Here is a 20,564-nt window from a genome sequence, read left to right as displayed (position 1 = left end):
GCCGGCAGCGCCCGGGCGGCACCGCCGCGCGGCCCACCGTCCTCGCGCGGTCCAGGGGCGGACAGGGACGTCGGTCCCTGTTGCCGGGCGCGCCGATCAGGTGCGGAGGTCGCAGCCGCTGACGTCGACGGACAGGTCGGCGCGGCCGGCGGCGGCCTCGATGAGGCGGGCGTTGGGCTCGTCGACGGCGTCCACCCACGCGCGAGCGGCGTCCGGGGACTTGCCGAAGCGCACGTGCCGGTCGAGCAGCCGCTCCCGGCGGGGGGCGTCGTCCAGGCCGACGTACCAGACCTCGTCGAACGCGGCCCACACCTCGGGCCACGGGGGCTCCTCGAGGAGCAGGTAGTTCCCCTCGGAGACGACGACGCGGGTGCCCGGCGGCACGGCGATGCTGCCGGCGACGGGCTGCTCGAGGTCGCGCTCGAAGGCCGGCGCGTAGACCGTCGTCTCCTGCTCGGCCCGCAGGCGGCGGAGCAGGGCGAGGTAGCCGTACCCGTCGAAGGTGTCGACGGCGCCCTTGCGGTCGCGGCGGCCGAGCGCGTCGAGGGCGGCGTCGGCCAGGTGGAAGCCGTCCATCGGGACGCCGACGGCCGGGAGCTTGCGGGCGTTCAGCCGGTCGACGAGCCAGGCGGCGAGCGTGGACTTGCCGGCGGCCGGCGCCCCGGCGATGCCCAGCAGCACCCGCGGCCGCCGCTTGGTCAGGGCGGCGGCGCGGGCGACCAGGGCGTCGAGATCGGGGGGCGGCGGAGGAGGCGGCACGCAGGGCAGCATGCAGGCGTGAGCGCAGACCGGCACGGCCACACCCACCGCCTCGACCTCGCCGACGCCACGGTGCGCGAGTGGGAGGCGACCGTCGTCGGCGTCGACCCCGAGCGCGGCGTCGTGCTGGACCGGTCGGCGTTCTACCCGGGCGGGGGCGGGCAGCCGCCGGACGAGGGGGTGCTGCTCTGGGGCGGCGTGCGGACCCGGATCGTCGGCACACGGACCGGCGACGAGCTGTACCTGGTGCCGGCCGAGGGCGACCCGGTGCCGCCCGTCGGGACGGCCGTCCGGGGTGCGCTGGACGACGAGCGGCGGACCGCCCTGATGCGCACCCACTCGGGGCTGCACGTGCTCACCGGCGTGGTGTTCCGCGACTACGGCGCGCTGGTCACCGGCGGCAACATGGAACCGCTGACGGCGCGGATGGACTTCGACCTGGCCGAGGTCCCGGGCGACTTCAAGGAGCGGGTCGCCGAGGCGGTCAACGCCGAGATCGCGGCCGACCGCCCGATCGAGGTGCGCAGCCTGCCGCGCGAGGAGGCGTTCGCCATCCCGGACATCATCCGGACGGCGACCAACCTGCTGCCGCCCGACATCGAGGTGGTGCGCATCGTCGACATTGTCGGGCTGGACACCCAGGCCGACGGCGGCACGCACGTCGCGTCGACGGCGATGGTGGGCCGGGTCGAGGTGACGAAGATGGAGAACAAGGGTCGCGGGTTCCGGCGGCTGCGCGTGCGGATCGTCTGACACGCCGGGGGCCGTGTAATTCGCCCGGCCGAACGCGTATCGCGCGACCGCATCCCGGGCATACCCGCGCCGATGAGCCGGGGTCAGGTCGCGCGCGCAGGACGGCAGCGCCCGTCCGCCGCGCCCGCCTGCGACCCGGACGGCGCCGCGCCGGCGAGCGCCCTGGAGCCGTGGGTGGTCCGGCTGCTGCTGCTCGTCGGCTTCCTCGGAGCGCTGGTGGTCGCGGGAGTGGGGCTGTCCTCCACCGCTCGCGCGGACGACGGCGGGCTGCTGGGACCGGTCGCCGCCACGGGTGACGAACTGGCCGCTCCGGTGCAGGCCGCGGCGCCGGTGGTGGAGCCGGCGGCGGAGCCGGTCGAGCCGGTGGCGGAATTGGTGCTGCAGCCCGCTCCCGAGCCCGTCCCCGAGCCGGCGCTCGCCCCCGAGCCGGCGCCCGCCCCCGAGCCGGCGCCCGTGGTCCTCCCGGAGCCGGACCCCGTCCCGGCGCCGGAACCGGTCGTGGCTCCGGAATCGGAGCCGGTCGTCGTTCCCGAGCCGGAGCCCGCCCCCGCCCCGGTGACGCAGGTCCTGGCGCCGGTGGTCGCGGCGGCGGAGCCCGTGGCCGAGACGGTGGCTCCGGTCGACGAGACCGTCGAGCCGCTGACCGAGGCCGTAGAGCCGGCCATCGCGCCGGCGGCCGAGGTCGCCACGACGGTGGTCGAGTCGTCGGTGACCCCCGCGGCCGAGCCGGTGATGGAGGTCGTGGAACCTGTCGTGGCACCGGCGGTCGAGCCGGTCGCCTCGGTCGTGGAGCCCGCGGTGGACACGCTCACCCCGGTGACGGCGCCCGTGGCGGAGGTCGTCGAGCCCGCCGTCGAGCCGGTATCGGAGGTCGCCGCTCCGGTGGTCGAGCCGGTCGTCGCCGTGGTGACGCCGGTCGTGGAGACGGTGGCCGAGGTGGCCGCGCCGGTGCTGGAGCCGGTCGTGGCGCCGGTGGGGGAGGTCGTGGCGCCGGTGGTCGACGCGGTCGTGCCGGTCGTCGAGCCGGTGGCCGCTCCGGTGGTGGAGCCGGTCGTCGCCGTGGTGCCGCCGGTGGTCGACGCGGTCGTGCCGGTCGTCGAGCCGGTGGCCGCTCCGGTGGTGGAGCCGGTCGTCGCCGTGGTGCCGCCGGTGGTCGAGCCGGTGGCCGAGGTGGCCGCGCCGGTTCTCGAGCCGGTAGTCGATGTGGTGCCGCCGGTCGTGGACACGGTGGCCGAGGTGCTCGAGCCGGTCGTGGTGCCGGTGGCGGAGGTCGTGGCGCCGGTGGTCGACGGGGTCCTGCCGGTTGTCGAGTCGGTGGCCGAGGTGGCCGCGCCTGTTCTCGAGCCGGTCGTCGCCGTGGTGCCGCCGGTCGTGGAGACGGTGGCCGAGGTGGCCGCGCCGGTGCTGGAGCCGGTCGTGGCGCCGGTGGCGGAGGTCGGGGCGCCGGTGGTCGACGGGGTCCTGCCGGTCGTCGAGTCGGTGGCCGAGGTGGCCGCGCCTGTTCTCGAGCCGGTCGTCGCCGTGGTGCCGCCGGTCGTGGAGACGGTGGCCGAGGTGGCCGCGCCGGTGCTGGAGCCGGTCGTGGCGCCGGTGGCGGAGGTCGGGGCGCCGGTGGTGGACGCGGTCGTGCCGGTCGTCGAGCCGGTGGCCGAGGTGGCCGCGCCGGTGCTCCAGCCGGTTGTCGACTTGGTGACGCCGGTGGTCGAGGTGATCGCGCCTCCCGTGGTCGAGGTCCTGGCGCCGGTGGCCGAGACCCTCGCACCTGTGGTTGACGCCGTGCCTCCAGTTGAGGCCCCCGTGGTGGATGTCGTGGCGCCTGTCGTGGAGGTCCTGCCGCCCGCCCTGACGCCCGTGACTCAGGTCGTGGCCCCGGTCGACGTGCTCGCGCCGGTCGTCACGCCGGTCGTCTCGGTGCTCGAGCCGGTGGTGGAGACGGTCGTTCCCGTCGCCACGCCGGTCGTCCCGGTGCTCGAGCCGGTGGTCGAGGTGGTCGTCCCGGTCGTGACTCCGGTGGTCGAGGTCCTGGCGCCGGTGGTCGAGGCCGTCGCCCCCGTCGTCGACGCGGTCGCTCCGGTCGTCGCCCCGGTGGTGAACGTCGTCGCTCCCGTCGCCGGCGTGCTCGCCCCGGTCCTCATCCCGGTCATCGCACCGCTGGCGCCGGTCACCGAGGTCCTCGCGCCGGTGCTGCAGCCGGTCGTCGACGCGGTCGCGCCGGTCGTCCCGCCGCTGTCCCCGGTCCTGCAGCCCGGATCGGACGGCGTGCCCGCGGCGGCGCCTCCGGTCCCGCCGACCGCAGACACCGGGGCCGGCGACGTCTCGGCCCTCGCGGCGGGAAGCGCCTCCGCCGCCGCCGTGCCGGATCTGATCGCCGCCGCGGCCCCCCGGCCGGCGGCGACGGGCGGAGCGCGCACCGTCGCCTCGGGCAACGCCTCCCGGCCGCAGCAGACCACCACGCCGAGCTCCCCGGCAGCCCCGCGGCCGCCGGCACCGGCGCCCACGTCGTCGTCCTCGACGAGCTCCTCCTCGTCGTCCGGCTCCTCGCACGCGTCTCCCGACGCGGCTCCCGTGCCCGTCCTCCCCATGCCGGGGAGCGGGACCCTGCCCGTCGACTCCTCCCCGGCCGGAACGGCCGGCGGGCTGCTCGATGGCCCGGGCACCTCGCCCGACTGACCCTCCTCCCGGCCGTGCCCGGCCCCGCCCGCCGACCGCGGGCCCGCCAGCGACACGGCCGGAGGAGCGCGGACTGCGCGCTCCCGGAGGAGGTCCTCATGACGCTGCCCGCCTGACCGGCTGTCCGTAACCGACCGGTCCGGGACGTCGGCTCTCCTCCGCGAGCGACGCACCGGCCGGCCGCTGACACCGGTCGTGCCCTCAGTCGGTCCCCCGGGGCGGGCTGGCGGCACGAGGCGGGGAGGTAACGGGGGCTGGAGTCACGCACCACGGACGATGCGGCGTCCCAGTGACTCCCGACCTCTCCGCCCCGGCCGGATTCACCCCATCTCGAGCGGGCGCGCGCCCTGGGCAGGCGCCGCCCCGGGCGGCACGGTGACCGCCGTGCCGTTCACCGTCGTCTTCGTCGCGCTCGTGGTCGCACTCGTCCTGCTCGGCGCGCGTCTGGCGGGCGCGTGGGGGCCGCGGCGCACCGGCGCCGGCCACGACCCGGAGGCCGGGACCTGGACGAGCCCGCTCCGGACCGCCGCCCGGAGCGGCGACGGTGGCGGGTCCTGGGACGGCGGCAGCTCGTGGGACTCGGGCGGCCGTCGGACTCCGGCAGCTCCTCGGACAGCAGTTCTTCCCGAGGGAGGTGGCGGCCGACCGCGGTGGAGGCGGCGGCGACTGACGTGCCCGGAGCCGCAGGACTCGCCGCGGGCGACCCGTCTCCACGAGAGTGACGGGCATGAAGTGGCTGCTCCTCGTCGTGCTGCTCGCCGTCCTGGCCGGGGTCGTCCTGGCCACGACCCGCAACGTCAACGCGTCCCGGCGCCCCCGCGGGCGCCGGATCGACCGCGGCAGCGGGGACTCGGGCGGCTACTGGGGCAGCAGCTACGACTCCGGCCCCTCGCGGCACCACGACGGCTACGACGGCGGCGCCGACTCGGGCGCCGACTCGGGTGCCGGCGGCGGTGACGGCGGCGGGGGAGGCGGCGGGGACTGACCCCGCCCCCCGGTCACGACGCCTCCGCCCACATCCGGTCCGGCGGCTGCACCAGCGGGCGCGCCTCGCCGTCGGCGGCCAGGTGGAGGCTCCAGGTGGCGTCCAGCTGCTCGTCCAGCACGTCCCGCAGCTCTGCGCTCCACCCGTCGTCGGCGCCGGTGGCCGCCGGACCGCCGGGCCGGCACAGGCACAACGCCAGGTGCGCGGCCCGGCCCGGCCGGGTCGCGGCGACGGCGTCGTGCAGCGCCACGATCCCCGCCGTCACCCGCCGATCCGGCACCGCCGGCACGTCGTCGAGCGGCATGACGAGGTCGAGCATGCGCCCGTCGGGCCCGAGCCAGACGAGCCACAGGCTGCGGACGGGGAACAGCGGCGGGCCGAGCAGCTCCCGCCACCGGCGGGGCAGCGCGGGCGTCGAGCGGACGGGGACGTCAGGGCGGGGGATCGCGGTCATGCCGGGCACCCTCGCAGCGGGGCGCGACAGGAACCCCTCCGTCGTCCACAGGCGATGCCGCCGTCCACAGCGGACGGTTCGCCGCCGCGCGGGCCGTTCCGCGCCTCGAGGCTTCAGCGGTGACCGATGCCCCCCGGCCCGTGGTCGGCCGGGACCTCCTCGCCCGCCGCGACCGGGCCCGGCGGCGTCCCGTCGCCGAACGGGGACCCGCCCAGGTCCTCGCGCCCGTGCGGGGTCAGCCAGTTCGACGTGTCCGGCCCCATCGGGACGACCTTGGTCGGGTTGATGTCCGCGTGGACGACGTAGTAGTGCTCCTTGATCTGCGGGAAGTCCGTGGTGTCCCCGAACCCGGGCGTCTGGAACAGGTCGCGCGCGTAGGCCCACAGCACCGGCATCTCCGACAGCTTCTGCCGGTTGCACTTGAAGTGGCCGTGGTAGACGGCGTCGAACCGGGCCAGCGTGGTGAACAGCCGGACGTCGGCCTCGGTGATCGTGTCGCCCATCAGGTAGCGCCGGTCCGCCAGCCGCTCCGACAGCCAGTCCAGCGCGGTGAACAGCCGCGAGTACGCCTTGTCGTAGGCCCGCTGGGACCCGGCGAAGCCGCAGCGGTACACGCCGTTGTTGACCTCGGTGTAGATCCGCTGCATGACGTCGGTCATCTCGTCGCGCAGGTGCTCGGGGTAGAGGTCGGGGGCGCCGTCCCGGTGGTACTTCGTCCACTCGGTGGACAGGTCCAGGGTGATCTGCGCGAAGTCGTTGGTGACCACCGCCTTGGTGGGGACGTCGACCATCGCCGGCACCGTGATGCCACGGGAGTACTGCGGGTCCCGGGCGAAGAACGCCTCCTGCAGCCGCTCGTAGCCCAGCACCGGGTCCCGGCCGCCCGGGTCGAGGTCGAACGTCCAGCTGCGCTCGTCGTGCACCGGGCCGCAGATGCCCATCGACAGCACCGGCTCCAGACCCAGCAGCCGCCGCACGATCGTCGAGCGGTTCGCCCACGGGCACGCGCGCGCGACGACCAGTCGGTAACGGCCCGGCTCCACCGGCCAACCACTCGAGCCGTCGGCGGTGATCCGGTCGGTGATGTAGTTCGTGTCGCGGGAGTACTCCCGGCCCTGCTCGACGTAGCCCGATCCGTTGCTGTCCTCGCTCACGGGTCCACCCTGGCCGAGACCGGGTCCGCCCGCGCGCCGTACCCCGGCCGGTCAGAGCCGGGCGGTGGTCGCCGGGTCCCGCTCGCCGGCGAAGAACCGGTCCAGCACCGCGCCGAACACCGCCGCCTCGGGCTCGGCGCGCTCGAACAGCGTCATCGACGAGCGCAGCTTGACCGCGTCGACCGGGCCGAGGACCCGCACCGGGTCGGTGGTGGCCAGGTCCAGCAGCGCCTGCGCGCACTCGACCAGCCGCGGCCCGAGCACCGGGTGGTCGAGGTAGGCCTGTGCCTCGGGCAGCCCGGAGACCGCGTACAGCTGCGCCGTCGGGCTGCGGCCCAGCCCGGCGAGCTGCGGGAAGACGAACCACATCCAGTGGCTGCGCTTGGCGCCGGCGCGCAGCTCGGCCAGCGCGTGCCCGTAGGTGCCGCCGTCCTCCTGGGCGTCGACGAACCGCTGCAGGTCGAAGGGGTCGTTCACCCGCCGCTCCATGCCCGCCGCCGGGGAGGGCAACCTGCCTCCCACACTCGGTGTGCTCTGCCCACCCCGGCGAGCAGGGCACGACGACGCCGGACCCTCGACTCCGCCTCCGGGTGGCGGCGCTCACGGGCGCAAGATGGTTGCCGCGAGCAACCGCACAGCGGGGAGGACGACGTGCAGGACGACCGGGGGCGCCGGCCCTTCGACACCAGCGGCATCGCGGCCGGACCCGACGGGATCCGCCGCTACACGGGCCTGCGCCGCAACGTCGTCGAGTTGCTGCGCGACGTCGCCGGGCGGCACCCCGGGCGGACGGCGGTCGTCGAGCTCGGCGGCGGCAGCGTGACCTACGCGCAGCTGCTCGAGCGCGGGCGGCGGGTGGCCGCCGGGCTGCGCGCGGCCGGCGTCGGCCCCGGTGACCGGGTGGCGCTGCGGATCGGCAACGGCCTCGACTGGGTGCTGGCCTTCTGGGGGACGCACCTGGCCGGCGCCGTCGTCGTCCCGCTGAACACCCGGCTGGCCGAGGCCGAAGCCGAGTACGTGCTGGCCGACTGCGGCGCGGCCTACGTCGTCCGGCCCGGCGAGCCGCTGCCCGACGCCGACCCCGGCGGCACCGGCGAGGCGGCGGACCCCGACCCCGCTCCCGGCGACGTCGCCGCGCTCTTCTACACCAGCGGCACCACCGGCCGGCCCAAGGGCGCGATGGTCACCCACGAGAACTTCCTGACCACGATCGAGAACGTCGTCCGCTGCCGGAAGCTCGACCGCGACCCCGCGCTGCACAACGCGACGCTGATCTCGGTGCCGCTGTTCCACGTCACCGGCTGCTGCTCGCAGCTGATGACCCAGGTCGAGCTCGGCGGCGTCGCGGTCGTCATGCCGCAGTTCCGGCCGGCTGAGTTCCTCGCCGCCGTGCCCGAGCACCGGATCACGCTGATCACCAGCGTGCCGACCATCTACGAGCTGGTTCTGCGCCACCCGGACTTCGCCGCGACCGACGTCTCCTCGGTGCGGACGGTCAGCTACGGCGGCGCGCCCATCGCGCCGGAGCTCGTCCGCCGCCTGGTCGCCGCCTTCCCCAGGGCCCGCGTGGGCAACGGCTTCGGACTCAGCGAGACCACCGCGCTGGCCACCTTCCTGCCGCACGAGTACGCCGCCGAGCACGCCGACGCCGTCGGTTTCCCGACGCCGGTGAACGACGTGCGGATCGACCGGCCCGACCCGGCGGGCGTGGGAGAGCTGCTGGTCCGCGGGCCCAACGTGGTCGCCGGCTACTGGGGCGACCCGGGGCGGACGGCGGAGACGTTCGTCGACGGCTGGCTGCACACCGGCGACGTCGCGCGGATCGACGAGCTGCCGGCCGGCCCGGTGGTGCGGATCGTCGACCGGGCGAAGGACATGATCAACCGCGGCGGTGAGAACGTGTACTCGGTCGAGGTGGAGAACGTCCTGGTCGAGCACCCGGACGTGGTGGAGGTGGCCGTCGTCGGCGTCCCGGACCCGGTGATGGGGGAGAAGGTCGGTGCCGTCGTCCTGCCCCGGCCCGGCGTGGCCGCCGCGGACCTGGTGCCCGACGTGGCCGCGTTCGCGCGGCGGCGGCTGGCCGACTTCAAGGTGCCGCAGTTCGTCCGCGTGCTCGCCGGCCCGCTCCCGCGCAACGCCGGCGGCAAGGTGCTCAAGGCGCCGCTGCGCGAGGCCGGCGAGTGGATCGAGGTCCCGCGCCGGTAGCGCTCAGCGGGCGCCGGCGGCGGCCGGCTCCCGCACCCCGGTCCACTCCTCGGCGGTCCGGCCCAGCGCGACCGCGGTCTCCATCCGCAGCGACCCGGACAGCCACAGCAGCACGTCGTGCAGCCGCAGCCGCGTCACCCGCTGCCCCAGCGCCGCCCCGGCCCGCGCCTCGAGCAGCGAGAACCCGGCCGCGTTGGCCCGCAGCTCGCGCAGCACCACCGCGTGCACGCCGCTGTCGCCCTCGGCGGTGTGCGGCCACAGCTGCCGGCGGGTGATCCCGTCGAGCAGCGGGAACAGCTCGGGCCACCGGTGGTGCAGCGCCGCCAGCACGTACGGCCCGTGCGGCCCCTCCGCCAGGGACCGCAGCGCCGCGCCGACCGTGCCCGGTTCGGCCAGCACGCTGGTCTGCTCCTCGGGCAGCTCCCAGAACGCCCGCCCCGCGGCGCGGTGCACCGCCTCCCCGGCAACCGGCAGCGCCGCGTCGAGGGCGGCGCGCACCGCGGTCCAGCCGATCGGGTCGAGCCGGCCGTGCAGCCCCTCGGCGAGCAGCACGTCCCGGTCGGTCATCCGCGGCGCGGTCTCCGCCGGCTGCCGGTCGAACCGGTCGAAGGCGAAGGCGCGCACCCGCACCCAGCGGCCCTCGCGGGCGTTGGGCGCGCGGAAGCGCAGCGGCCGGCGGCCCACCGCGTAGCCGACGACGGCGGCCAGCGCGTCGTCCAGCCCGATCGGGTCGGGGCCGGCGCTGGGCAGCATGAGTGCGGCGTCCATCGGCTCCCCCTCCGACGTCGGCGTCCCAGCCGACGGTACCGACGCCCGGCCGGTCCGGCCGCGCGGGCCTCAGACCAACGTCACGAGCGTGGTCTCGCTGACGTCGACATCGCAGGTCGCCGCGGCGTGGGCCGGACCCTCGGGGGCGGCGACCACCAATGCGTCGACGCTCCAGCCGTCACACAGCGGCACCGCCACGCCGACCGCGCCGGTGGCCAGGTCGACCGGGGTGACCGTGACGGCGTCCACCCCGCCGGGCTGCCGCAGCCCGCCGAGGTAGGCGTGCCCGGCCGCCGGGTCCACCGCGAGGACGTCGACCGCCGGCTCCTCGGAGACGGTCGCGACGCGGACCGCCGTCGTCGCGCCCGGGCCGACCAGCACCAGCGCCAGCACGCCGGCCGCGTCGGAGATCGCGCCCTCGTGCACGGCCAGCACCGCGGCGCCGTCCGGGGCCACGGCCAGCTCGCGGATGTCGTAGGCGGGCGCGCCGGGCAGCAGCGGCACCGCGCCCGCCGGCTCCAGGGCGGCGGTGAAGCGGGCGAGCTCGGCGGTCTGCGGCCCGTCGGGCACCGACTGGGTGTCCAGCCCGACGAGCACCGTGCCGTCGGCCGACACCGCGATCGCCTCGGCGTGGTTCCAGCTGCGCCCGGTCGAGGGCACGACCCGCTCGGCGGACACCCGCCCGGTGGCCACGTCGACGGCGAGCAGCCGCACCGCGTCCTCGCCGACCCGGTGCGCGGCCAGGTACAGCACGGCCCCGTCCGGGGACAGGGCGGTGCTCGTCACCGAGCCGCGGTCCGGGCGCAGGTCGTAGGCGACGGGGACGGTGGACACCGTGCCGTCCGGGGCGATCCGGGAGACGGCCACGGCGTCCCCGCCGTAGCCGGCCACCACCACGGTGCCGTCGGGGGCGACGTCCAGGCCGGAGCCCCAGATCGGGCCGTCGGAGGCGTCGAGGACCACCTGCCCCCAGCCGGACGTCGCGGTGGGACGGACGACGGCCAGCGGGCCGTCCTCGTCGGCGTCGACGGCGAACAGCAGGACCGGCTCCCCGTCGGGGCCCACGGCGGCGTCCTGCGCGATCGTGACCCCGCCCAGCTCCCGGACCGCCAGCGAGGCGGCGACGGTGTCCAGGGCGCCGCCGTCGCCGACCGCCGGCGCCGCGGTGGACCCGGCGGCGTCGCCGGGGCCGGATCCGGCGGCGGAGCAGCCGGCGGCCGCGACGAGCAGCGCGGCGCCGAGGGCGGCCCCGCGGGCGGTGCGGCGGAGGTGTCCGGGCACGGCCGTTCAGCCGATCACGGAGACGGTCGACGTGCCGCCGCCGGCGATGCAGACGGAGCCGGCCGTGACGGTCTGGGCGTCCGCGGCCAGGACGACGTAGCCGACCCCGCCGCCGCTCTCCCCGCACACCGGCACCGACGCGACCACCTCGCCGGTGGTCAGGTCGAGCGTGACCAGCGCGGGCTCGTACCCGGTGGTGTTGTACGGCAGGTACACGTAGCGGCCGTCGGGGTCCACCGCGAGGTGGTGCGGCGCGTCGGAGGTGTCCGCCAGCTCGATCGACTCCTCGACCGCGCCGTCGCGGACGACGACCAGCCGCGGGTCGCCGGTGCTGAAGTGGCCGGCGGTGACGGTGGCCAGGACCGTGCCGTCGGGCAGCACCTGCAGGCCGCCGGTGGTGCTGTCCGGGTCGTCGGCGACCAGCTCGACCGGCTCGGCGGCGAGCTCCAGGTCGGCGCCGTAGCGGACCAGGACGGCGCCGGACTCCTCGCCGTCGGCGTCCCGGTCGAGCGCCGCCAGCGCGAGCAGGTCGCCGTCGGGGCCCGTCGCGAGGTCGTAGAGGACCGCCTCGCCCGGCGTCTCCAGCCCCAGCGGCGCGCTCTCCCGCACCTCGCCGCTGGCCACGTCGACGGCGAGCAGCCGACTGCCCTCGCCGTCCTCGCGCCAGTACCCGGCGACGTACACCGTCCCGCCGTCGGGCGTGACGGCCGCGGCCGTGGTGTCCGGCGTGCCGTCGACGCCGGTGTCGACCGTGTGCTCGGTGACCTCCCCGTCCTGCACCGCGGCGACGACCAGCCCGTAGCCCTCCGTGCCGGGAGCGACGCCGACCACGACGACCGTGCCGTCGTCGGCGGCGAGCACCTGCGAGTACTCGACGAAGCCCGGCACCTCGGTGACCGCGTCCGCCCGCGGGCCGTCCGGGCCCGGCACCAGGCGCACCAGCCAGCCGGTGGACCCGTACCCGTCGGGACGCCGAGCAGGGCGACGGTGGAGCCGTCGGGGTGCGCGGCGAGGTCGTAGAGCCGGGCCTCCGGGTCGCCGACGGCCCCGCCCAGGTCGAGCTCGCCGCCCAGCTCCTCGGTGAGGGGACCGGCGCTCACCGCCGGCGGCCGTTGCGGCGTCGCGGCCCCGGCCACGCCGGTCGAGCAGCCGGCGACCAGCAGCAGGCCGGCGGCACCGAGCAGGAGGGGCAGCGGGGGTCGGGCGGTCATCGCGGAGCTCCGGAGGGGGAGGGATGGGACCCCGCCAGGCTCGCCCGCCGCGCTTGGGCGCCACTCGCAACCGCCTTGCGTGCCAGGATCCGGGGCCATGGGTGCCGCCCCCCGGGAGTTCCTGCTGGCCGCCGTCGCGATGGCCGTGCTGGCCGCGGGCGTGGTGCTGCTCGTCACCGGGCCGACGGCGGTCGGCTGGGCGCTGGTCGTCGCCGGCGCGCTGCTCGACACCGTCGCCGTCCTGCTGGTCGTGCGCCGCGTGCGGGGCCGCGGCCGGCCGGCGGCCCCGCCCGTGCCGGGGATGATCGACCGGCGATGAGTTCCGCCGGCCGGGGCGGTCGGACCCGCATGGAGAGCATGCAGCGGGCCCTCGCCGCGGCGGCCGCCGAGACGGCCCGGGTGGTGACCGCCGTCCGGGACGACCAGCTGGCCGGCCCCACCCCGTGCGCCGGGACGTCGGTGGCCGCCCTCCTCGACCACCTCGACGGCCTCACCCTGGCCTTCCGGCTGGGCGCGGAGAAGCAGCCGGGCGGGACGGCGAGCGCGGACGCCGCGGCGCTGACCCCCGACTGGCGCACCCGCATCCCGCAGCGGCTCGACGCGCTGGCCGCCGCCTGGCGCGACCCGGCCGCCTGGGAGGGCGACGCCGAGGCCGGCGGGGTGACGATGCCGGCGCCGGCGATGGCGGCCGTGGCGGTCGACGAGGTGCTGGTGCACGGCTGGGACCTCGCGGTCGCCACCGGCCAGGACTACCGGCCCGACCCCGGCGCGGCCGAGGCCGCCTTCGGCTTCGTCTCCTCGGTCACCGCCGACGGCCCGGCGCCGGAGGGCCTGTTCGGGCCGCCGGTGCCGGTGCCCGACGACGCGCCGGAGTTCGACCGCCTGCTGGGCCGCACCGGCCGCGACCCGGCCTGGTGCCCGCCCGCGGGCTGAGTCGCGTCGCACGCTGCACGACCCAGGGGCGCGCCCTACGGTGGCCGCCTGACATCCGGTCGGCCACGGGGGTCCCCGCCCGCGGCGGCGTCTCGACGAGGAGACCCATGCGCACGCGGCTCCGCTGCACCCTGCTCGCCGTCCTCACCGCGACGGCGGTCGCCGCCTGCGGCTCCGGCGACGACGCCCCGGACGACGCCCCGGACGACGCCCCCTCCGGCGGGGCGGCGGAGAGCAGCGCCGAGCCGGAGGAGGGCGGCGGCTACCTGGCGCTCGGGGACTCGGTGCCCTTCGGCTACGTCGGCAACGCCCCGGGCGGCTACGCGGACGAGGACGCCTTCGTCGGCTATCCGCAGCTGGTCGCCGAGGACCGGGACCTGGAGCTGGTCGACGCCACCTGCCCGGGCGAGACGACGGCGAGCTTCGGCGACGTCGCGGCGCAGAGCAACGGCTGCACCAACGTCCGCGGGCAGGAGCCGGGCTTCCGCGACGCCTACCCGCTGCACACCGACTACGAGGGGCCGCAGCTCGACTTCGCGGTGCAGGCGCTGCAGGAGGACGACGGCGTCGAGCTGGTCACCTTGCAGATCGGCGCCAACGACGCCTTCATCTGCCGGTCGACCGGCGCGTGCGGCACCGCCGAGGGCGTGGCCGCGCTCGCCGAGCAGGTCCGGGGCAACGTCGACTCGATCCTCGCGGCCCTGCGGGACGAGGGCGGCTACGACGGGCGGATCGTCGTCGTGGGCTACTACACGCTCGACTACGGCGACGCGCTGACGACGTTCGGCATCACCCGGGTCAACGAGGCCCTCGCCGCGGCCGCCGCGGCGCACGACGCCGAGGTGGCCAGCGGGTTCGAGGCCTTCCGCCCGGTCGCCGAGGCCGCCGGCGGCAGCGCGGTCGACGCCGGCCTGGTGTACCCGGGCGACGTCCACCCGACCCCGGAGGGGCAGCGGCTGCTGGCCGACGCCGTCGAGCAGGTCCTCGGCTCCTGAGCCGGGTCAGCCGATCAGGTAGGCCGACCTGCCGGCGTCGTCCCCGTCGTCGGGGCACAGGCCGGTGACGACGGCAGTGCTCCCGTCGGCGGCGCCGGCGACCCGGCTCAGCGTCGCCAGCTCGCACAGCACGGTCCCGGTCCGCTCGCCGGTGGTGAGGTCGACGGTGACCAGCTGGGTGCGGACGTCCCGGTCGTTCACCGGCAGGTACGCCCGCCGGCCGCTCGCGTCCACGGTGACGTCGTAGGGCGCCTCGCGCGCCTCGTCGAGGTCGATCGAGGTGCGGATCCCGTCGGCGTCGACCACGAGCAGCCGGGACGTCTCGGCCTCCGGCTCGAACACGCTCACCACCGCCGCGCCGTCCGGCGTGACCGCCAGCGCGTAGCCGTCGGACTGCCCGCCCTCCTCGGCCAGCGGGACGGGGTCGCCGTCCGGGCGCAGGTCGGTGCCGTACCAGGCGACGGTGGCGGTGGCCTCGCCGTCGCTGCGGTCGGTGGTCAGCAGCACGACGCCGTCGGCGGTGGCCTCGACGCGGGTGGTGGGCACGGCGGTGGGGTCCGCGACGTCGACCGGCTCCGCCGCGGTGACGGCGCCCGCGTCGACGTCCACGGCGAGCAGCTCCTGCCGGTACCCCGGCTCCCGCCAGGTGGCCGCCAGGTAGACGGTGCCGCCGTCGGGGGACAGCGCGGAGGCGACCGTGTCGGCCGGGACGTCGAAGCCGCTGTCCACCTGCCGCAGCTCGACCTCCGTGGCGCCCACCGGCAGCGCGGCGACGCCGATCACCGACGGGTCCTCGGCCAGCGGGTCCACCAGGACGGCGGTGCCGTCGGGCGCGACGTGCAGGCCGGGAACGGCGTCGAACCGCGGCAGGTCGGTCACCTGCCCGGCCGCCAGCCCGTCGCCGCCCGGCCGCAGCTCGACCAGCCAGCCGCCGCCGACCTCGCTGTCGTCGGGCAGGACGAGCGCCAGGTAGCTGCCGTCCGGCCGCGCGGCCACCTCGAACTCGCGCACGGCCACGCCGGGGAACAGCGCCTGCAGGTCCACCCGGCCGAGCAGCTCGTCCGGCGCGGCGGCCGGGGCGGGCGCGCTCGCCGTCCCGGGGCCGGACGACGAGGGGGTGCCGTCGACGGAGGTGCTGCAGCCGGCGGCGAGGGCGAGAGCGGCGGCCGCGACGAACAGCGGCGCGGGCATGGGGGTCCTGGTCACGGGGAGGACCCTGCGGCGGCGGGCTTGCGGGCAGCTGGTGCGCCGCTTGCGCGCTCAGGCGACCAGCGCGACGGCGGCGCGGACGCCGGTGTCCTCGCGGCACTGCACGACGACCGCGACCCCGGCCGGCACGGCCACCGCCTGGGGGCTGGTCCCCTCGGTGGCGCACGTGGTCAGGTCGGCGCGGACGGCGCCGGTGCCGAGGTCCACGGTGGCCAGTCCGGCCCGGCCGTCGTCGCCGGAGTAGGGGACCGCGGCGGTGCGCCCGTCGGCCGCCACCGCGACGGCCGCCGCGGGGCGGTGCGCGCCGAGGGGCTCGAGGTTGGTGACCTCGGCGTCGCCGTCCCGGACGACGACCAGCCACACCAGCGGGTACCCGAGGCCGACCACGTCGACGACGACCGCGGCGCCGCCGTCGGGCAGCAGCTGCAGGCTCGTGCCGCGCGCGGCGTCGGCGTGCTGGGCCAGGTGCTCGAGGTCCCCGGTGGGCCGCAGGTCGGGGCCGAACCCGGCGAGCACCGGGTCGTCGACGGCGCCGTCGCCGTGCAGCGCGGCGAGCAGGAGCACCGCGATGCCGCCGTCGGGCCGGACCGCGACCTCGGTGGCCACCACGTGCTCCGGCGTGCCCACGTCGATCACCCGGCTGCCGGTGGCTGCGCCGGTGGCGGCGTCGACGGTGACCAGCCGGGCCTCGGGGGCGCCGCCGGCGAGGTCGAGCACGGTGAGGACCAGCGTCGCGCCGTCGGGGGTGAGCGCCGAGCCCTCGACCGGAGCCGGTCCGTACGGCGTCCGGGCACCCGTGTCGACGGGGGCGGTCTCCGCCTGCGTCGCGCCGGGGGCCAGCCGGACGAGGAGGGTGCCGCCGCCGTCCGCCGGCTCGCCGAGGACGAGCACCGTCCCGTCCGGCGCCACGTGCAGGTCGGCGAGCGGGTCGACCGGCCGGATCGCGACCACGCGGCGGACGGCGGGGCCGGCGGGACCGGGCACCAGCTCGGCCAGGACGGCGGGCCGGGCGGGGTCCAGCCGCGTGCCGGCCAGGACGACCACCGAGCCGCCGGGGGCGGCCGCGATCGCGTACACGTCGCCGTCCGGCCCGGCCAGCGCGCCGGCGTCCACGTCGCCCACGTACTGGTCGGAGCCCGACGCGTCGGCCGGCGGGCCGGCCGGCTCGAAGCTCTCGGGCAGCCCGCCGACGCCGGGGGAGTCGACGATCGGCGGCTCCCGGAAGGTGTCGGCCGTCGAGCAGCCGGCGGTGAACAGCACGGCGGCCACGAGCGCGGCGACGGGGACGGCGCGGACGGTGCGGCGGGACATGGCTCCTCCGGGGGGCGTGCGCGGGGAAGGGGTCAGCGGAGCAGGACGGCGAGCTCCTCGGGGTCGCCCTCGCCGCAGCCGCCGCCGGCGACCAGCTCGGTCCCGTCGGCGCCGACGGCCACGGTCGCGGCGAAGCCCGGGCCGTCGCACAGCGCGACCTCGGCGACGGCCTCGCCGGTGGTCAGGTCGATCGTGGTGACGCCCTGGGTCCCGCCGCTCCCGCTCCACGGCACGTACAGGTGGTGGCCGCCGGGGCCGAGGTCGACGTCGTCGGGGACGACGTCCAGGTCGACCACCTCGTCGAGCTCGTGGACCTGCTCGACCGCACCGTCGCGGACGACGACCAGCCGGATCTCCGAGGACTGGTAGACCCCGTCGACGGCGACCGCGGCGTAGCCGCCGCCGGGCAGGACGAACAGCTCCCGGCTGATGCTCTCCACGGCGTCGGGGAGCAGGGTCACCGGCTCGCCGACCGGCTCGAGGTCGGCGTCGTACTCCACGAGGACGGCGCGCGGGGTGTCGTCGTCGCCCCCGCTCGCGGCCCGCTCGTCGTAGGCGCTCACCAGCACGGCCACGCCGCCGTCGAGGCGGAGGGCGAGGTGCCCGGCGTAGTGCTCGCCGGGGCCGCTGCCCGGGTCGACGTCGACGTCGTCCACGACCTCGCCGGTGCCCGTGTCGAAGGCGACGACCCGGCCCGGGACGTCGCCGTCGTGGCCGAACGAGACGAAGAGGACCGCGCCGTCCCGGCTGAGGGCGGTGCCGCCCACGGTGGGCGGGAAGTCGCCGTACCCGTGCTCCAGGTCGACCACCTCGGCCGAGTCCGCGTCCGGGGCGACGGTGGCGAAGACGAGGTCCTCCCCGGTCTCGGCGTCGACGGTGCCGAAGACCGCGACGGTCCCGTCGGCGGCGACGTGCAGGCCGGTCTCCCTGTCCATCGGCGGGAGCGGGACCGTGCCGTCCACCTCGAGACCGTCCTGGCCCGGTGCCAGCCGGACGAGGAACGCGTCGTCCTCGCTGGTGCCGGCCATGAGCGCGAGGTAGGTGCCGTCGTCGAGGGCGACCAGGTGGTTGAGGTAGTGGCGCTCGTCGCCGATGGCGTCGGTCAGCGACACCTCGCCGGCGCGCTGGGTGAACGCCGTGCCGAGGTCGGGCTCGGCGGTTCCGGCGACTGCGCTGGTGCAGCCGGCGAGGGCGGCGGCGAGCAGGGCGGGGACCAGGGCGCGGACGGGGGCGGATCGCTTCACGGCAGGCAGCGTCGGGCGGCCGGCTTGTGCCGCGCTGGTGCCCGGCTTGGCCCGTGTCCCGGGGGGCGTGGTCTGATGCCTGCGAAGGGTTCCCGAGGCAGAAGAGGTGCGCGCGTGTCCGAGTCCGGCTCCGGTGAGGTCCTGCTCGAGGTGGACGGCGGCGTCGCCGTGGTCACGCTCAACGCCCCCGACCGGCGCAACGCCCTGACCCCGGCGATGGCCCGGGAGCTGATCGGGGTGTTCGACGAGGTCGACGCCCGGCCCGAGGTCGGCGCGCTGGTCGTCACCGCGGTCGGCAGGTCGTTCTGCGCCGGCGGCGACGTCGCCACCCTGACCGCAGCCGGGGAGGACCCGGCCCGCCCCGACCTCTACGACGGCATGTCGTCGATCTACGACTCCTTCTACCGGCTGGGCCAGGTCAAGGTGCCGACGATCGCGGCCGTCCGCGGCTCGGCGGTCGGCGCCGGCATGAACATGCTGCTGGCCACCGATCTGCGGGTGGTCGCCTCCGACGCGCGGCTGCTGGCCGGCTTCCTCAAGCGCGGCATGCACCCCGGCGGCGGGCACTTCGTCATCCTGTCCCGGCTGATCGGCCGCGAGGCCGCCGCGGCGATGGTGCTGTTCGGCGAGGAGATCAACGGCGCCAAGGCCGTCGAGCTCGGCCTGGCCTGGGAGGCCGTGGACGCCGACGCCGTCGAGTCCCGCGCCCGCGAGCTGGCCGCCCGCGTCGCCGCCGACCCGGAGCTGGCCCGGGTGACCGTGGGCAACTTCCGCAAGGAGACGGCGACGGCGGTCTCCTGGGAGGTCGCCACCCAGTTCGAGCGGCCGGCGCAGATGTGGTCGATGCGCCGCCAGGCGCAGAAGTAGCGGTCAGGGCCGCAGCAGCACCTTGACCGCCTCCCGGGCGTCCATCGCCCGGTAGCCCTCGGCGGCCTGCGCCAGCGGCAGCTCCCGGTCGAACACCCGGCCGGGCCGCAGGCCGCCGGTCAGCACGGCGTCGAGCAGCTCGGGCAGGTAGGCGCGCACCGGCGCGACCCCGCCGCCGGCCCGCACGTTCCTCATGAACAGGCGGCGGAACGGCAGGACCGCCTGCGGCGCGCCGACGAAGCCGACCGCGCCGCCGGGGCGGGCGACGGCGACGGCGGTGTCGACGGCGTCCTGGCCGCCCACGCACTCGCAGACCGCGTCGGCGCCGTCCCGGCCGAGCAGCTCCCGGACGGCGGCGACCCCGTCCCGGCCCCGCTCGGCGACGACGTCGGTGGCGCCGAGCTCGCGGGCCAGCGCCGCGCGGTCGGCGTGCCGGGACATCGCCACCACCCGCTCGGCGCCCAGCCGGCGGGCGGCGAGGACCGCAGACAGCCCCACCGCGCCGTCGCCGACGACGACCACCGTGGACCCGGGCCCGACGCCGGAGCTGACCGCGGCGTGGTGGCCGGTGCCCATCACGTCGGAGAGCGCGAGCAGGTCGGCGTCGGCGACGTCGTCGGGGCGGTCGGCGGCCCGCACGAGGGTGCCGTCGGCCAGCGGCACCCGCACCCGCTCGGACTGGCCGCCGACCGTGGGCAGCCCCTCGGCGTCCGGCAGCCCGTAGAAGGACAGCCGTGCGCACGACCCCGGCACGCCGCGGCGGCAGCTGCCGCAGGTGCCGTCGACCACCGCGAAGTGCGGCACCACCAGGTCGCCGGGGGCCACCGTGGCGACCGCGGAGCCGACCTCCTCCACGACGCCGAGGAACTCGTGCCCCATGAGCAGCGGCAGGCCGGCGCCGGCGCCGCGGTAGGAGTGCAGGTCCGAGCCGCAGATGCAGGTCGCGGTCACCCGGACGACGGCGTCGGTGGGCCGCTGCACGGCCGGGTCGGGCACCTCGCGCACCGCTACGGTGCGGGCGGCGTCGAGGCTGGTCGTCAGCACGGCGCGGAGCAGACCACACCGGGAGGTCGCCGCAGTGAGGTTCTCGACCGGGCTGCCCGGGCTGGACCGCTACCCGCCCGGCCGGTACCCGCCCGGCGGCGACGCCTGGCAGGCGCAGCTGACCTCCGCGGACTTCCAGCGGATCGCCCGCACCGCCGACGACCTCGGCTTCGACGCCGTCTCGGTCAGCGAGCACCTCGTCGTCCCCACGCCCCTGACGGCGAACATGGGCGCCCACTGGCCGCACGCGTTCACCGCGATGGCGTTCCTGGCCGGCGCCACGACGCGGATCCGGGTGAACTCCGCCGTCATCGTGCTGCCCTACCACCACCCGGTCGCCCTGGCGAAGGCCGTGGCGACGCTCGACGTCCTCTCCGGCGGGCGGGTGACGCTGACGTTCGGCGTCGGCATGGCGCCGGGGGAGTTCGCGGCGCTCGGGGTGCCGTTCGAGCGGCGCGGCGCGGTGATGGACGAGTACGTGGCGGTGCTCAAGGAGTTGTGGACGGCGGAGCAGCCGTCCTTCGACGGCGAGTGGGTGCGGTTCTCCGACGTGGTGTTCGAGCCACGGCCGGTGCAGCGGCCGCACCCGCCGCTGTGGTTCGGCGGGCGGTCGCTGGCGTCGCGGGGGGGGGCGGGGGGGGGGGGGGGGGGGGGGGGGGGGGGCGGGGGGGGGGGGGGCTGGGGGGGGGCGGGGGGGGTGGGCAGGCACAAGACCACGCTC

20 protein-coding genes are annotated in these 20,564 nt (G+C 77.1%); 9 read left to right on the top strand and 11 right to left on the bottom strand.

The window, feature by feature from the left end:
• Positions 1 to 96 precede the first annotated feature (96 nt).
• A complete protein-coding gene (locus tag ACI79F_RS18405; RefSeq protein WP_456547241.1) occupies positions 97 to 759 on the bottom strand; it encodes a nucleoside/nucleotide kinase family protein in 663 nt (220 codons plus the stop codon).
• Positions 760 to 777: 18 nt separating this feature from the next.
• Between ACI79F_RS18405 and ACI79F_RS18400 the strand changes: the two genes are divergently transcribed.
• The 3 genes from ACI79F_RS18400 (at position 778) to ACI79F_RS18390 (ending at position 5,167) form a co-directional block, all read left to right on the top strand.
• Positions 778 to 1,512, top strand: a complete 735-nt coding sequence (locus ACI79F_RS18400) for an alanyl-tRNA editing protein (RefSeq protein WP_456547240.1) — start codon at positions 778 to 780, stop codon at positions 1,510 to 1,512.
• Positions 1,513 to 1,584: 72 nt separating this feature from the next.
• Positions 1,585 to 4,182 carry a hypothetical protein gene (locus ACI79F_RS18395; RefSeq protein ID WP_456578930.1) on the top strand — a complete coding sequence of 866 codons (2,598 nt, stop codon included), beginning with the start codon at positions 1,585 to 1,587 and terminating at the stop codon, positions 4,180 to 4,182.
• Between the two features lie 727 nt (positions 4,183 to 4,909).
• The gene (locus ACI79F_RS18390) at positions 4,910 to 5,167 is read left to right on the top strand and encodes a hypothetical protein (RefSeq protein ID WP_456547615.1); all 258 of its coding nucleotides are present in this window, start codon (positions 4,910 to 4,912) and stop codon (positions 5,165 to 5,167) included.
• 13 nt (positions 5,168 to 5,180) lie between these two features.
• Here the strand turns inward: ACI79F_RS18390 and ACI79F_RS18385 are convergent, their stop codons facing one another.
• From ACI79F_RS18385 to ACI79F_RS18375, 3 genes are all read right to left on the bottom strand, one after another.
• On the bottom strand, positions 5,181 to 5,621 hold the full coding sequence (locus ACI79F_RS18385; protein WP_456547614.1) for a hypothetical protein: 441 nt from the start codon (positions 5,619 to 5,621) through the stop codon (positions 5,181 to 5,183).
• Positions 5,622 to 5,734: 113 nt separating this feature from the next.
• Positions 5,735 to 6,775 carry a glutathione S-transferase family protein gene (locus tag ACI79F_RS18380; RefSeq protein ID WP_456547613.1) on the bottom strand — a complete coding sequence of 347 codons (1,041 nt, stop codon included), beginning with the start codon at positions 6,773 to 6,775 and terminating at the stop codon, positions 5,735 to 5,737.
• Between the two features lie 51 nt (positions 6,776 to 6,826).
• Positions 6,827 to 7,252 (bottom strand): DUF1810 domain-containing protein, encoded by a 426-nt coding sequence (locus tag ACI79F_RS18375; RefSeq protein ID WP_456547612.1) that lies wholly within the window; start codon positions 7,250 to 7,252, stop codon positions 6,827 to 6,829.
• A 174-nt stretch (positions 7,253 to 7,426) separates the two neighbouring features.
• Here ACI79F_RS18375 and ACI79F_RS18370 point away from each other — a divergent pair, with 174 nt between their 5' ends.
• Positions 7,427 to 8,980 carry a class I adenylate-forming enzyme family protein gene (locus ACI79F_RS18370; RefSeq protein ID WP_456547611.1) on the top strand — a complete coding sequence of 518 codons (1,554 nt, stop codon included), beginning with the start codon at positions 7,427 to 7,429 and terminating at the stop codon, positions 8,978 to 8,980.
• A 3-nt stretch (positions 8,981 to 8,983) separates the two neighbouring features.
• On the opposite strand, the gene ACI79F_RS18365 is transcribed toward ACI79F_RS18370, so the two are convergent.
• The 3 genes from ACI79F_RS18365 to ACI79F_RS18355 form a co-directional block, all read right to left on the bottom strand.
• Positions 8,984 to 9,748 (bottom strand): DUF6308 family protein, encoded by a 765-nt coding sequence (locus tag ACI79F_RS18365; RefSeq protein WP_456547610.1) that lies wholly within the window; start codon positions 9,746 to 9,748, stop codon positions 8,984 to 8,986.
• 69 nt (positions 9,749 to 9,817) lie between these two features.
• Positions 9,818 to 11,029: a hypothetical protein gene (locus tag ACI79F_RS18360; protein ID WP_456547609.1), complete on the bottom strand. Its 1,212-nt coding sequence runs from the start codon at positions 11,027 to 11,029 to the stop codon at positions 9,818 to 9,820.
• A 6-nt stretch (positions 11,030 to 11,035) separates the two neighbouring features.
• Positions 11,036 to 11,968: a hypothetical protein gene (locus ACI79F_RS18355; protein WP_456547608.1), complete on the bottom strand. Its 933-nt coding sequence runs from the start codon at positions 11,966 to 11,968 to the stop codon at positions 11,036 to 11,038.
• 369 nt (positions 11,969 to 12,337) lie between these two features.
• Between ACI79F_RS18355 and ACI79F_RS18350 the strand changes: the two genes are divergently transcribed.
• The 3 genes from ACI79F_RS18350 to ACI79F_RS18340 all read left to right on the top strand — a co-directional run bounded on the left by ACI79F_RS18350 (position 12,338) and on the right by ACI79F_RS18340 (position 14,168).
• Positions 12,338 to 12,559: a hypothetical protein gene (locus ACI79F_RS18350; RefSeq protein ID WP_456547607.1), complete on the top strand. Its 222-nt coding sequence runs from the start codon at positions 12,338 to 12,340 to the stop codon at positions 12,557 to 12,559.
• A gap of 29 nt (positions 12,560 to 12,588) precedes the next feature.
• Positions 12,589 to 13,173, top strand: a complete 585-nt coding sequence (locus tag ACI79F_RS18345; protein ID WP_456547606.1) for a TIGR03086 family metal-binding protein — start codon at positions 12,589 to 12,591, stop codon at positions 13,171 to 13,173.
• Positions 13,174 to 13,280: 107 nt separating this feature from the next.
• Positions 13,281 to 14,168 (top strand): SGNH/GDSL hydrolase family protein, encoded by an 888-nt coding sequence (locus tag ACI79F_RS18340; RefSeq protein WP_456547605.1) that lies wholly within the window; start codon positions 13,281 to 13,283, stop codon positions 14,166 to 14,168.
• A gap of 6 nt (positions 14,169 to 14,174) precedes the next feature.
• Here the strand turns inward: ACI79F_RS18340 and ACI79F_RS18335 are convergent, their stop codons facing one another.
• From ACI79F_RS18335 to ACI79F_RS18325, 3 genes are read right to left on the bottom strand one after another with little or no spacing between them, the layout of a single operon-like run.
• A complete protein-coding gene (locus ACI79F_RS18335) occupies positions 14,175 to 15,374 on the bottom strand; it encodes a hypothetical protein (protein WP_456547604.1) in 1,200 nt (399 codons plus the stop codon).
• Between the two features lie 54 nt (positions 15,375 to 15,428).
• The gene (locus ACI79F_RS18330) at positions 15,429 to 16,688 is read right to left on the bottom strand and encodes a hypothetical protein (RefSeq protein ID WP_456547603.1); all 1,260 of its coding nucleotides are present in this window, start codon (positions 16,686 to 16,688) and stop codon (positions 15,429 to 15,431) included.
• Positions 16,689 to 16,720: 32 nt separating this feature from the next.
• Entirely contained in the window at positions 16,721 to 17,932 is a 1,212-nt protein-coding gene (locus tag ACI79F_RS18325; RefSeq protein ID WP_456547602.1) for a hypothetical protein, read from the bottom strand.
• Positions 17,933 to 18,046: 114 nt separating this feature from the next.
• On the opposite strand from ACI79F_RS18325, the gene ACI79F_RS18320 reads away from it, so the two are divergent.
• Positions 18,047 to 18,799 (top strand): enoyl-CoA hydratase-related protein, encoded by a 753-nt coding sequence (locus ACI79F_RS18320; protein ID WP_456547601.1) that lies wholly within the window; start codon positions 18,047 to 18,049, stop codon positions 18,797 to 18,799.
• 3 nt (positions 18,800 to 18,802) lie between these two features.
• On the opposite strand, the gene ACI79F_RS18315 is transcribed toward ACI79F_RS18320, so the two are convergent.
• Positions 18,803 to 19,843 (bottom strand): zinc-binding dehydrogenase, encoded by a 1,041-nt coding sequence (locus tag ACI79F_RS18315; protein WP_456547600.1) that lies wholly within the window; start codon positions 19,841 to 19,843, stop codon positions 18,803 to 18,805.
• A 34-nt stretch (positions 19,844 to 19,877) separates the two neighbouring features.
• On the opposite strand from ACI79F_RS18315, the gene ACI79F_RS18310 reads away from it, so the two are divergent.
• Positions 19,878 to 20,564, top strand: a 687-nt coding sequence (locus ACI79F_RS18310; RefSeq protein ID WP_456578929.1) for a TIGR03619 family F420-dependent LLM class oxidoreductase, incomplete at its 3' end; no start/stop codon positions are given.

This window comes from Blastococcus sp. SYSU D00868, assembly GCF_054050575.1.
Note: the sequence above shows the minus strand (reverse complement) of the source record. Positions and strands in the feature narration are given on the sequence as shown.